This is a genomic window from Stenomitos rutilans (assembly GCF_059505485.1).
In genome coordinates, this window is the sequence record NZ_JCACKR010000057.1 from 42,494 (window position 1) to 55,162 (window position 12,669).

General features: G+C 51.0%; 13 protein-coding genes and 1 riboswitch. Of the genes, 6 read left to right on the forward strand and 7 right to left on the reverse strand.

The window, feature by feature from the left end; genetic code table 11:
- Positions 1 to 84: 84 nt before the first annotated feature.
- Both AC5JLP_RS09680 and AC5JLP_RS09685 read right to left on the reverse strand, forming a co-directional pair.
- On the reverse strand, positions 85 to 576 hold the full coding sequence (locus tag AC5JLP_RS09680) for a Dps family protein (RefSeq protein WP_496067726.1): 492 nt from the start codon (positions 574 to 576) through the stop codon (positions 85 to 87).
- Positions 577 to 898: 322 nt separating this feature from the next.
- A complete protein-coding gene (locus AC5JLP_RS09685) occupies positions 899 to 1,180 on the reverse strand; it encodes a ParB N-terminal domain-containing protein (protein ID WP_496067727.1) in 282 nt (93 codons plus the stop codon).
- A 246-nt stretch (positions 1,181 to 1,426) separates the two neighbouring features.
- Positions 1,427 to 1,669, forward strand: a riboswitch (cobalamin riboswitch).
- Between the two features lie 32 nt (positions 1,670 to 1,701).
- On the opposite strand from AC5JLP_RS09685, the gene AC5JLP_RS09690 reads away from it, so the two are divergent.
- Entirely contained in the window at positions 1,702 to 2,409 is a 708-nt protein-coding gene (locus AC5JLP_RS09690) for an FAD-binding oxidoreductase (RefSeq protein ID WP_496067728.1), read from the forward strand.
- Positions 2,410 to 2,704: 295 nt separating this feature from the next.
- Positions 2,705 to 3,316, forward strand: coding sequence for a signal peptidase I (lepB, locus tag AC5JLP_RS09695; RefSeq protein WP_496067729.1), 612 nt, complete (start codon positions 2,705 to 2,707; stop codon positions 3,314 to 3,316).
- A gap of 35 nt (positions 3,317 to 3,351) precedes the next feature.
- Here lepB and AC5JLP_RS09700 read toward each other — a convergent pair whose 3' ends face one another.
- On the reverse strand, positions 3,352 to 3,888 hold the full coding sequence (locus tag AC5JLP_RS09700) for a helix-hairpin-helix domain-containing protein (protein WP_496067730.1): 537 nt from the start codon (positions 3,886 to 3,888) through the stop codon (positions 3,352 to 3,354).
- A 244-nt stretch (positions 3,889 to 4,132) separates the two neighbouring features.
- Complete coding sequence (locus tag AC5JLP_RS09705; protein ID WP_496067731.1) at positions 4,133 to 4,528, reverse strand: SHOCT domain-containing protein; 396 nt, start codon at positions 4,526 to 4,528, stop codon at positions 4,133 to 4,135.
- Between the two features lie 428 nt (positions 4,529 to 4,956).
- On the opposite strand from AC5JLP_RS09705, the gene AC5JLP_RS09710 reads away from it, so the two are divergent.
- Together AC5JLP_RS09710 and AC5JLP_RS09715 are read left to right on the forward strand one after the other, a co-directional pair.
- A complete protein-coding gene (locus AC5JLP_RS09710; protein WP_496067732.1) occupies positions 4,957 to 5,151 on the forward strand; it encodes a hypothetical protein in 195 nt (64 codons plus the stop codon).
- A 57-nt stretch (positions 5,152 to 5,208) separates the two neighbouring features.
- Positions 5,209 to 6,165: a J domain-containing protein gene (locus tag AC5JLP_RS09715; protein WP_496067733.1), complete on the forward strand. Its 957-nt coding sequence runs from the start codon at positions 5,209 to 5,211 to the stop codon at positions 6,163 to 6,165.
- A 62-nt stretch (positions 6,166 to 6,227) separates the two neighbouring features.
- Here the strand turns inward: AC5JLP_RS09715 and AC5JLP_RS09720 are convergent, their stop codons facing one another.
- Positions 6,228 to 7,109 carry a CPBP family intramembrane glutamic endopeptidase gene (locus tag AC5JLP_RS09720; RefSeq protein WP_496067734.1) on the reverse strand — a complete coding sequence of 294 codons (882 nt, stop codon included), beginning with the start codon at positions 7,107 to 7,109 and terminating at the stop codon, positions 6,228 to 6,230.
- A 15-nt stretch (positions 7,110 to 7,124) separates the two neighbouring features.
- Entirely contained in the window at positions 7,125 to 7,406 is a 282-nt protein-coding gene (gene clpS / locus AC5JLP_RS09725) for an ATP-dependent Clp protease adapter ClpS (protein ID WP_496067735.1), read from the reverse strand.
- 373 nt (positions 7,407 to 7,779) lie between these two features.
- On the opposite strand from clpS, the gene AC5JLP_RS09730 reads away from it, so the two are divergent.
- Positions 7,780 to 8,229, forward strand: coding sequence for a hypothetical protein (locus AC5JLP_RS09730; protein ID WP_496067736.1), 450 nt, complete (start codon positions 7,780 to 7,782; stop codon positions 8,227 to 8,229).
- A 125-nt stretch (positions 8,230 to 8,354) separates the two neighbouring features.
- On the opposite strand, the gene AC5JLP_RS09735 is transcribed toward AC5JLP_RS09730, so the two are convergent.
- Positions 8,355 to 9,725, reverse strand: a complete 1,371-nt coding sequence (locus AC5JLP_RS09735) for a M23 family metallopeptidase (protein WP_496067737.1) — start codon at positions 9,723 to 9,725, stop codon at positions 8,355 to 8,357.
- A gap of 607 nt (positions 9,726 to 10,332) precedes the next feature.
- Here AC5JLP_RS09735 and AC5JLP_RS09740 point away from each other — a divergent pair.
- Positions 10,333 to 12,663: a protein kinase domain-containing protein gene (locus tag AC5JLP_RS09740; RefSeq protein ID WP_496067738.1), complete on the forward strand. Its 2,331-nt coding sequence runs from the start codon at positions 10,333 to 10,335 to the stop codon at positions 12,661 to 12,663.
- The last annotated feature ends 6 nt before the right edge of the window (positions 12,664 to 12,669 follow it).

A 12,669-nucleotide genomic window follows, 5' to 3' on the forward strand; every position in this document is an offset into this window, starting at 1 on the left:
TCTTGAATTTTAAATGGCTCATCTAACTCAAAACTCAAAACTCAAAACTCTTAACTTTCCAGCCCTCTTAACTTTCCAGCTCTCTTAGCCTTCCAAAAGGCTTCTCAGCATCCAGGCAGTCTTTTCATGTACTTGCATCCGCTGGGTCAATAGGTCAGCGGTTGGCTCGTCGTTGACCTGCTCAAGGGTGGGGAAGATCGATCGGGCTGTCCGTACCACCGCTTCTTGCCCTTCCACCAGTTCACGAATCATATCTTCTGCTTTGGGCACACCCGCTGTTTCGGGGATTGAGCTTAACCGCGCAAACTCCGAATAGGTGCCTGGAGCAGGGAAACCAAGCGCTCGAATGCGTTCAGCAATGAGGTCTACTGCGGCAGCTAACTCGGTATACTGCCCTTCAAACATCAGGTGGAGCGTCTGGAACATAGGCCCTGTCACGTTCCAGTGAAAGTTGTGGGTCTTAAGGTAAAGCGAATAGGTGTCTGCCAGTAGATGAGAAAGCCCTTCTGCGATCGCGCCTCTTGATTTTTCGTCAATGCCGATGTCAATTGGCATTACTGTGGTTGGAACTGCCATACGATCCTCCGAATAAGATGAAAACTCGATTGAACTGGAGCTAATGATTGGATTGAGTTAATGAAACTTGTAGAGGTGCGAAACACGCTCTGTTTCGATACCTGAAGTGCACTCAGCTTTGGGTCGGGTGGTGCTATTACTGAAACGTGTCAAAAATACAGTTCAATGACTCGTCTCATTCACAAGGTCTGCGGTTAGTTTATAGCTGTTTTTCCTTCCAAACTACACCCGGACAGACTACATCTTAAAACCACCCTTGCTACCTTACACCGTGCACCCAACCTCATGGTGTTGTGGCTGACAGTCCGAAAAAGGTACAAGCTTAAGCCAAATGACGTTGCAAAACTGCACGGGGTGCACGACGCACTCGGCAAAGAATCGTTTCTTGCCCTAAACGGCTACAGGCTTCATACCGATGACACCCAGAGAAACCGTAGTATTCGCCATCAACCTCTAGCACGTCGATTGGCTCCTGTAGCCCAATTTCTTGAATCGACTCCATAAGAGCAGCTACTTTGGTTTGATCATTCTGCCGAAACAAGGGGCGGCGAATTTTGCTGATTGGGATTGCTTCTACTCTGACCATATCCTTTATCTTTCGCATTCACTCTTAAATCATACTCGTTATGACTACGGATTGCAACAAGGCTGAAGGGGACGGGGAGTAGAGCTAAAGGATAAAGGCTAAACGTCGATTTAGATGGGGTTTGTACAGAGATTCTAAAGGCTAAAGGTAGAAGCTGATCGCTGACCGCTGACCGCTTAAAAGCTAATCCTTCATTTGTTTATCCTTCGCCCCTCTCCCCTTTCCCCTCGCTTCATTTTTCGCCGTTAACCAGCCATGAGCTACAATACGCAAGCCACTTCAGGTTCTCTGGGAAACAGCCCAGACACGGTTAGCAACGTCTAACCGAGGGAAAGTCCGGTGCTTTTGTTAACGCAAAAAAGTCCGGCACTGTGCCGCAACTGTGAAGAACAAGGTACAAGAGCTAGGGGATGGGGTAGAAGGAGCATTAAACGCTTCCCTAACCCCTGAACCCTAACCCCTTACCCCATTCCAAGTCAGAATGCCTGCTTGAAGTCACAAACCCCATCACGCCTGCGACACACAGGCGAAAGTTAACGATGCAAAGTTTAGATGTTTTACGCCGATCGCCGACGGCAGACTACGTGGCGACGGTGCTTAGTTCTGTGGCGCTGACACCCACCATCAAAGCGATTCGACTGCGATTGGACCGAGACGAACTCCGGTTTTTACCAGGACAGTCCGTTTGGCCTAAATTTGAGCGCGATGGTCGCAAATTTAGCAAAATCTACTCGATCGCCTCTTCTCCCTCTGCCTGTCCTGACATTGAACTCTGCGTCTCGCGTGTGGGCTGGAGTTCGGCTGTCGTACAGGATCTGGCGATCGGGCAATCCTTGCCACTACGAGGGCCGTATGGTCTGATGACGTTAAGCGAGCTACCCCAGCGTCCACGCCTTTATATTGCTGAAGGGTCAGGGATTGCACCATTGAAAAGCCAAATCGATTGGCTACGCGAGTGCGGCTACAAGCTGCCCGTCTGGTTGGTGCAGGCAAACCCCGAAACTCCCGACCAGCTACCCTATCAGCCGTACTGGCAACAATTGCAGCAAACCTGGCCTGCCTTTCACTATCGGGACGCGATCGCTCAATGCCCGGAAAGCGTTTTGGTCAATCTACGGCTTAAGCTGGCAGCGTTTGATGTGGTGATTTGTGCGGTGGGCGATCGCTCAGACCAGCTTCAAGAAACCGCTTTGGCGTTGGGTGCGAAGCCCGACCAACTGCGATCGGAGAAATTCATTGCGTTCTGATGCTGACCTTTGCAAGCACGATGGGCATCAAGACATTAGACTAAAGTTCTGACGAGATCTTGACTACAGCTCTTTTGATCAATAGGACTTACGCATTTGCCCCCAACCCCCCTTTCTTGTAGCTTGCTTCCCAAAAGGTATGCCGAAGGCTATATGCCGGGGGCTTTAATTGGTTCGGTTCCCCCAGCATTGGGGGCTAGGGGGCGAAAGATGACCGCTTTTGCGTAAGCCCTAGTCAAAAGGGAGACTGTCAGCTATCTTGTCTTTTTATGTTTGCTGTCTGCGCTGCCTTTCCATGACTTCTGAAAAAACCTCGACCTCTGAGCCTCCCGCAGAATTACCGCTACCAGTAACGGTCGCACCTGCGCCTCCGCGTTGGCGAGCCTGGTGGGAAAACGTTCAAATCCTCATCATTGCGCTGATCCTGGCACTCTTGATTCGAGTGTTTGTGGCAGAACCTCGCTACATCCCATCCGATTCGATGCTGCCGACCTTGCAGATTGGCGATCGACTCGTGGTGGAAAAGCTTTCGTATCGCTTTCATCCGCCTGAGTTTGGCGATATCGTCGTCTTCGATCCGCCTCACCAACTTCAAGTTCAAGGCTATACCAAAGATCAGGCGTTTATTAAGCGCATTATTGGTCAACCTGGGCAAACCGTTCAGGTTAAAAACGGCACGGTTTACGTCGATCAACAACCACTCCAGGAACCGTACATTGCCGCTCCACCCAACTACACGCTGCCACCTGTCACTGTGCCTAATGGTGAGTTTTTTGTAATGGGCGACAACCGTAACAACAGTAATGACTCCCATGTTTGGGGGTTTCTACCGCAGCAGAACATTATCGGTCGCGCTTGGTTGCGCTTCTACCCATTTAAGCGTCTTGGGCTAGTAGCAAAGTCGTAAGCATCAAGAGCGTTTGGCGTTCGTGCTGACTCCCTCTAAAACTTGAGGTAGTGCATCAACTCGGCAACAAGCTGGCTTGATAGCGACAGTCGTCGTTGAAAATGAATCAGGTTACGGTAAGGCCCCATCGTCCGATTGGCGACGATCGCTCGTGCCAGATACGTATCCACTGCTGGAATGCGAATGAGCAACTCGATCGATGCTGTATTAGGATTCACAGGCTTAATCGTCTCAACACTATCTGCATCGTAATAGCAAAATAACATCACTGACTCTAGGGGCTTAAGCCGTGGTACAGGCAGACTCAGGGCCGCAGCAATGTCCTCAATGCAGTGCAACTGCACGCCTGCTTGCGTTAATTCAACAAGCGATCGGGCCTGATGAATCGAAAGCCCCGGTAAACGCAGCCAATCATCGACGCCAGCCTGATTGACATCGATTTTGACGCCTAAACTGGCTGCCAGCTCAAGCTCCGCCACGTTTTGAAACCGATAGTACGGATCGCTGAGGATTTTCGATCGCAGGGGTTGGTGAGCTTGAGTAACCGTCGATAACCAATTGGGAAGCGGCATTGAGGGAGGAATTGAAAGTAGAGGGAGAAATTGAGAGTAGAGGGATGAAAGGGAGGCAGAGGAAGCTGAGGGAGAGGGGAAGCGCTTGAGTTTTGAATAGTCGTTAGTATCAGTGAACCATAATCAGTGCAGAGGCATAGCATCGTTGAACATCGGAAACGCTTGACCGATTACGATCGACCGTCCTGCCTCCTTCGACCCCTACCTCCTTGGCACCCTTTGCTTCCCCTGCCTCCTGCCTTTTCTACGCAATTCGATCGAGCAACTGACGGCGCTTTTGCTCAAACTCATACTCAGACAGCAGGCCATCGGCACGGAGTTGATCAAGCTGTCTTACGGCTTCAGCAACGGCACTGATGTGGTCAGGATTCACGACCTCAGTTTTGGCGATCACTTTGACCGTCGAAACAATCCCATCGTTGAATTTGAGGTCAAACTCGTCAGCATCCTGGGTCAAATACCAGATGCCTTCGATCGCGCAGGCGACGCGAGGGATTGGTGTCATCGACAACAGCAAATAGAGGATGCCCCAAAGCGGTTGCCCAACATAGAACTTATGCAAGCCTGCGCCGATCGGTGCTGCCGCTCCAGCAAACGCCAAAGCAGCAGCAACCTTACGGCTTTTGGGCCTATCTAACATATCAGCCTTGCCTCACAGATTTCCTAAAAACTGCCTTCAGAGCCGTCACGAGCGTGCGATCGTCAGTCATCTGCTGATCCATAACTAGGGCAACGATCGTCTTCTGCCGACAACCATGTCTGCGTCAGCTTCTTCTATCATATTGACTTCACTGAGTTGATGACAGCAAAGTTGGGTGAGTGACTGTATCATGCCGCTTTACTAAAACTTTAAGAATCAAGCGCCATAATGTTCTGGGTGAAGCAATCTCATGAGTGAGAAAGCGCTAACGTTCTTCAGATATGTCCGGTTCTCACCCGTGGGGCACGGTACAGTAGAGTAATGATCATTACAATTGAGCCTTTACGGAAATTGAAGAGCCAAATTGATCTATGCTCTCAGTTCACTAGGTCTGTTCCTCTAAGGCTGAATCGTTAATGGTCTAGTTTATGAGCACCGCGCTAAACAGACGCTTAAAGGGTAAGTTGATTGGCATCAAGGCGCTTGAGAAAGCTCTTAACTTGAGGACACTCTTACCTGTAAAACATCTGCTTGCCAAAGACGGCCTGCTTGGATTTGGTTCTAATCCAGATCGTTATGATCCATCCAGTGAAGCGGTCGTTGATGCTATGGCGTTCAATTGAGTGCAGTTTGCTAAGCACTGTGCCGAATTTAGAGAATCTTCTCAGGTTACTTGGTCAATGTCACAGAGTGCGCTTCCCTCAGAATGGCTAACTAACTTTTCTGACCCCTATGCTGTGTTAGGGGTTTCGCTTGCAGCGGACGATCGCCGGGTACTCAAGCGCTACCGCTCCGTTGCCAAACTGCTGCACCCCGATCACAACATTCCCGAAGAGGATACGACCAAAGATCTGGCAAGCCAACTTTTTGCACGACTGGTAAACCCTGCTTACCAAAAACTCAAGCAAGAGAAGGGGCGCAAAGAGAATGTTTCGCTGCTACGGCTTCAAGTGCGACGGCTTTACCGTGATGCGCCCTTGGCTCCTAAGGGTGATTTGGCGCGTCAGTTAACTCAGCAACCCGTGAATGGCGTAGATGTTTTTTACGAGCAAGCGATCGCCCAACTCGCCGAGTCCCAGTATCAACCGCTCGATCAATTTGCCTTACTAACAGAGCAACTCGGTGAGCTAAACCTAGTGTATCTACAGCTCAAGATGGGCGATACGCTGATCCGCGAAAAGCGCACAGGGTTGGTCTCTGCACCTGAAGCGAAACCCATTCAATTTACGCCGAACCCAGCCGATGGCGCAACCGTTTCCGAAAGCTATGCTCAGCGTCATTATCGACGAGCGCAAGAGTACATGAAAAAAGGCAATTGGAAAGAAGCCGAGCAAGAACTACGAGACGCCATTAAAATCGAAGCGGGAAAAAGCGAGTATCATGCACTGCTAGGGGTTGCCTATCTCCAGCAGAATCTCCAGAGCATGGCAAAAGTTTACCTTCGTCAAGCGCTTAAGCTGAACCCAAAGGACCCGCTAGCGTGCCGCTTTGCCCCCAAGCTTGGTATCGAAGTCGCTGCCTCAGAAAATGGTCAGCAAAACGGTAAGGCTGTAAAGCCCCAATCATCAAAAGCCCAACCATCTGACAAAACATCCAAAAATGGTGGGCTGTTTGGCCTTTTTCGCTCAAAAAAATAGGGTGATGAGGACGTGCTGCAACGACTGAATCGTGATTACCAGCTTAGCCAGTGTTTCCTTTATCAATGGCTCTCAGAAACACGTTGACTTTTCGCATAGCGCCACATTCCGATGGCTAAAGCGCTCATAAAGAGAACGCCGATCGCCCCTGCGAGAGGATTGTGATCAACCCCTGAAAGCCACTCAGGCGCTTGTGGTGAGTACCGGAGCAATTGCCCGACATTAAGGATGTAGTAGCCCCAAACCAAGCCAGCATGTAGCCCCATCGGCAAGCCTAAACGTCCGCGCAGTAAACCCAACGTTTGGTCTCGCCACTCATGTCTACTCAAGCGTGGTACGTCGCCTGAGTCGGTGCGCGATCGCTTTGCCCAAATCAACGTAACCGCCAGCAGCGCCAATGCTGGAAACTGCGGCTTGAAGCCGTGTACTAGCGCAAAGATACTGGCATTTACCCAAAGCGAGACCTGGGGAGCATAATCCCGTTGAAGCTCATCCAACAACCAGCCTCGAAAGAACAACTCCTCTGCGAAACCGATGCCCAGAGCGACCAACAGCCCCTCAATCGCAACTTGCAGAAGTGCGTTTGAAGGCGATCGCCAGGTGATCCAACCAAAAGCGCTCTGTGTGACAAACAGCGCCAGCACACTCACACATCCGATTGTCAAACCACTCAATAACTCTAACCCTATACGCCGTGAGCGTTCCAGCCCGTAGCGCCACAACAGGTTAGGCTGATGGTAAACCTGTCTTCCCCAAACGCGTATAAGAAGAATAAACTCTGAGTAAAGAATGACTATGGTCAGGATGCTGACCATATTGCTATCCTTCACCAGCCAGTAAATGGGTAAAGCGATCGGTAGCCAAAGCAACAGCAACGCCAAAAGAAAGGCTGCAATTCTGACTGGAGCCGGAGACTGTGCAAGCTTAGAGAATGCCAGCTTCAAGATTTTTTGAGTAGATTATTCATCGGGTTCGATCGTACTGCTCAACCCATGACTGTTGAGTGTCTCACTATAAAACTCTGCATGTTCTTGAGCGCACGTGATAACTAGAGCCAATCCGTTTGTATGAGCTTCCATCATGATGTCCACCGCTTGAGGCTGAGTCAAGCTGGGCACGGTAGTAATCAACGTTTGTACGACATACTCCATTGAGTTGTAGTCGTCGTTGTGAAGTAAAACGCGATAACGGGGCGCGAGCTTGCGAACCGTTGAACGCTGTTCAATGGTTTCGACAGACACTTCTCTATCCTCTCGTGAACAGTAGACAACTTTTTGAAGCGAACCTTTGCAATGCTAACAGATGTTTTGCTTAGATCTGTACCGTGCGTCAGCGCAGACGGTTGCACTGGTTAAAGGGAGCAACAGCTAAGAATGTGTCGGTCGTATCTCAATGAGAGAAACGATCGCTACAGTTACATTGCTTAACTTCTTTTATAGCATTCGATCAAGCGTTGAAGTATCCGGATTGAACGCTTACGTGGTTGCTTGCATCAAAGCTACTGATGCCCGTGCGATCGCTCAGCTTCAGTAGCCAATTTCAGTATTATAGCGGCGGCAAGAGAATGGCTAAACCCTTTAAAGTGAGAGAAAGCCACACGCACGGTCTAGCCCTATGGGTTCTTCTTCAAGCCATGAGTTCACACCTGAAGCAAACCCACGCTTGCAGCCGTGTCAGATTGTTTGCCTGGAGCATGACACCAGTTATCTCTATGCAGAGGTGATCCAGGTAATTGAGTCGCGTCAGTTATGTTGGGCGCGCCCACTCGTCTTAATTCAGCAGCCTTCTGATGCCAGCGCCTACAGCCCAGTTGCTTGCAACAGCCCGCTTCAAGAGCAACCAGGCTTTTATGATTTGCGTCAGGATTCTGACCTACTGCTCCCACTCACCCTATTTCGAGCAGCGTTGGACACAGAAGTGTTCTCGTGGATGACTAGCCTGTATGCCGCTGATCACGATGCCGCGCCAAACAATTCTCCTGATAGAGGGCATCAACCGTTCAGGCAATTTATTCAACAGGTCTGGCAGGCTCATCCAAACGCTTTTCAGAATGTGTCAGCCTGAGCTTGGCGCTCCTGCGAGGATTACAGTCGGTTTATGGCATTCACCACTGCCGACACCTTGTACCCATTTGGCTAGACTGTAGCTCATTTGAAGAAACCGTATAACCTAGCTGGGCCGATCGCGGTTTAACCTGACTGCATTGTCTTGACCAAGCGAGCAAGCGCGTATTTCAACTGTACGCCGGGGTCGATCGCGTGCCAGCCGCTTGAGGTCTTTTGCCGAAGTTCAAAATGCAAGTGAGGGCCTGTGGATAAGCCAGTGCTGCCGACTCGTCCAATCACGGTGCCTTTTTCAACCCATTGACCCGGTTTAACAAACACTTTTGAAAGGTGGCCGTACAGCGTTTCTTGTGTATCGTCCTGATGAGACAGAATGATGGCGAGACCATAGCCACCTAACCAGTCGGAGAGGGCAACTTTTCCCGATGCTGCTGCTAGAACGGGTGTACCCATCGGTGCGCCAAGGTCAGTGCCGCTATGAAAACGCCGATCGCCTCTGATGGGGTGTACTCGCCAGCCAAAAGCAGACGTGATGGGCGCAGGCACCGATAACGGAAAGATCAGGCTCAAGCCATTCCATAATTCAGCATTGAAACGACTGCCTGGTGCGTAAGCGGTCATCCAGCTTTGCCCGTTGATGTCAGACTGATTGTTGTCTATGACAACTCCCAAACCTTGGATCGTTCGCCCAAACCCGTTGAGTGAATAACCAACATACTGTGGGGACGATTGTGAAACATTGCTAGCGGTTGTGCTTTCTCCTTGATTTGAGGATGGCACATAAGGCAATACGGAGGGACGCGATCGACCAGGAGCGGCTGTTTTCCAGGGCGCAATCACAGAGGTTGAAGAGGCTGGCTGTGATCGAGGGAGCTGTTGCACAGTCTTTTTGGAAACTTTTGCTCCTGCGATCGCATCAATTTGGACGAGCAGCGTGGCCTGATCTTCAGACGAAAGCATCTGATCCTGTGCCAAACGGCGCGCTTGCAGAAATTCTCCCGCTTGTGCGCTGGCGATCGCCCTTGCCTCGAGATTTGCCCGTAATTTTGCCTCTTTCCGAGACTTGTCTTTGGTAACCAGGTCTGCCAGACGCTGCTTCAGCACTATTCGCTGTGCGGCTGTAGCTTGCTCATTGAGTTGACTCTTGGTGATATTGGCCGTCTGTCTAGGCATCACCAACGGTTGAGTGCTCTGTTCGCTCTGCTTTGCCGCCGGAGGATCATTCTCAGGGGCTTTGGTGTTTGTTGAAACGGGTTTTGCTGCTGTTGAAGCGGCACTATCTTCGCGCTTTGACGGAGGCAAAAACGTTGGCGCAAGCGATTCAGGTGCGCTGATGGTTGGTTTAGGTATGGGAACCACTGTTTGTTGTGCAGCGACCAGTGGAGCGTTCGACGGATGAATCGTGGCAGGTACAGCAGGCGTGGCGGCTTGTTCTGCTAGCGTCTGGGCGATCGCGTCCAGCATGTGAGAAAGTTCCCCAGCGAATGGTCTGCACATTTCTTTCTGGGCTGTTGTTGGAGAATCAGGAAGGTTCGTTTTCCTCCCACTACACTTTAAGCTCAGCTTTCATACGACTAAAATTGTGTTGTTTTCATGAACTTTTCCGGGTTTTGTACCTTGGATTCAGTAAAGCAACCGAACTTAAGTTTGGCGAGATTAAGAGTTCCAAGGTATGACACGCTGTGCTGTAATTAGCGGTCTGTAGAAGTTTTGAGTTTTGAGTTTTGAGTTTTGAGTTGAAGAGCGATCAGCGGTCAGCGATCAGCCGTTGGTTTGCTTCTAACAACGAACAACGAACAACCAACCACTGCTTTCAACGCTCCACTGTCCCACTTGCTTTTAGCAACCAACCACTAGCAACCAACCACTGCTTTAGCGGTCAGCTTGGGAATTCAAAGCTGAAGCTGAGTGCTGACTGCTGAAAGCTGTAGCTTGCTTCGCCAACGGCATAAGCTAAGCAGAACCGTTTTCACACATCAAATCGGATCGCTATAGTGAGTGTGCGTATAGAAAAAGCTCTTCACGTAGTGCTGCTGTCTCAAAAGGCGAGCAATTTTCAGGAACCGCTTATCATAATCATCTAGTTGCTGGTTGCTCCTTTGCTATGAGCTACTGCCTCAACCCCGATTGTCAGAGGCCCCAAAATCGAAACAGCGCAGAGCTTTGTCGCTATTGTGCTGCTAAACTTCTGCTGAAAGATCGCTATCGACCGCTCAAGCCGATCGGGCAGGGTGGTTTTGGCAGAACGTTCCTGGCGATTGATGAAGACAAGCCATCCAGGCCACGCTGCGTCATCAAACAGTTCTTGCCGACAAACCAGGATGCGCAGCATTTGAAGAAAGCGGCTCAACTGTTTGAACGGGAGGCTATGCGGCTAGAAGAGTTGGGCAATCATCCCCAAATTCCAGCGCTGCTAGCCTATTTTCGGCAGGAACAGCAGCAGTACTTAGTGCAAGAGTTTGTGGATGGCAAGAATCTGGCGGAACTGCTGCACGAACACGGCGCTTTTACTGAGAATCAGGTGCAAGCTCTGCTACGAAGTCTTTTGCCTGTTTTGGAGTTTATTCATGTCCACGGTGTCATTCATCGCGACATCAAGCCCTCAAACATCATCCGTATGATGGTTCCACAGGTGGCTGAGCCAGCACAGCAGGAGTGGACAGCTTTACTCCACGTCCTTTCGCTGGAAGCCGCACAAGGATACCAAAACGGTATGAGCGATCGCCGCTTTAGCGATCGCCTCAGCGATCGGTTTGCCCATCCACCAAGAGCATTGTCGATCGCGGCTTATGCTCAGTGGCAGCAACTTGCTACACGGTTTGCCACCTATGCCGATCTGTCGTTTACTCAGCGACAATCTCTGGTTGCTACGGCGAGTCGGTTATTGCACGAACAGCGGCAATTGCTTGAACCGATGGCGCAGCAAGAGCATCTGGCACTGGTCGATTTTGGCGCAGCAAAGGCAGCTTCAGGCACTACCTTGCTGAGAACTGGCACGACGATCGGCAGTCCTGAATATCTCTCGCCAGAGCAAAGTAGAGGCAAAGCGGTATTTGCCAGCGATTTGTTTAGCCTGGGTGTGACCTGTATTCATCTGTTGACGCATCGATCGCCCTTCGATCTGTTTGACAGCAGCGACAATACCTGGATTTGGCGTAAATATGTGGCAACTCCCGTGAGTGACAAACTAGGACAGGTGCTCGATCGGTTGCTGGAGCCTGGGGTCAATCGGCGCTATCAAGCCGCTGCTGATGTCTTGCATGATCTGAATGCGCTATCAGACCACACAGACAGGTCTGGTACAGGTGAGTTGCTTGAGATGTTACCATCAGCTCAATTTCCATTGCCTGCTAACCTGCCGCCTCCAACTTCAACCCCGCTGCGATCAGCGGCATCTGCTGCTGTGCAGGCTCTTGCGCAGGCGATCGCGCCGCCTTCTGTAAAGCAGCCTTCGGTACCAGGCAAAGCCAAAAGCCCCACTCCAGCACGTCGAAAAGCGAAGCGACCATCTCCATCCTGGCTGTGTGCCCATCAGTTGCAGAGTGCCGGAAAGGTGTATGCAATTTGCTTGGCACCTGGCAGAAACACGCTGAATACGGCAGAGACCGTGCTAGCCAGCAGCAGCGGGACGACGATTAAACTCTGGGACGTGCAAACTGGACAGGTGATCCGCACACTGACGGGCCATCTTGATATCGTCTCGTGCCTGGTGATGAGTCTTGATGGACAGATGCTCATTAGCGGCAGTGCTGACAAAAGTATTCGTCTTTGGGATGTTCGGACGGGACAGAGAATTGGCGCGATTGCCTTGCATACCGATACCGTCCTTAGCCTTGCGCTTAGCCCTGATGGTCGGACGCTTGCCAGTGGCAGTCTCTATGACCCCGTCAAGCTTTGGGACTTGGACGCAAACCGTGAACTGACCAGCCTTTCTGGGCAGGCAGGCCGCATCGAAGCGCTGGCTTTTAGTCCTGACGGTCTCTGGCTGGCTAGCGGCAGTAGCGAGGCGACGATCGCGCTTTGGGATCTAAAACAAAACTATTCAGCGGCTGGACGCGATATTCATCTGCTCAAGGGTCATACTCAAACGGTTTCAGCCCTGGCCTTTGAGCCAGATGGCAAAACACTCAGCAGCGGTAGTTGGGATGGTACTGTTAAGCTTTGGAGTACGCGCACTCAACGGGAAAAGCGTGCCCTTCAGCCAGAATCCGGTCGTGTGACTGCACTGGCTGTCAGTGCCGATGGTAAGCTTCTGTGCACTGGTAGCGATACGCTCAAGCTCTGGCAACCACGCACGGGCAAGGCGATCGCCACTCTGGCGGGCCAAACGTCGATGATTTCTGCGATCGCGCTGACCCCTGATAGCAAAACCCTTGTCAGCAGCAGTTGGGACGGTACGATTTGGATCTGGAAACGCGAAAGCTCGTCTGCCTGAGGCGGG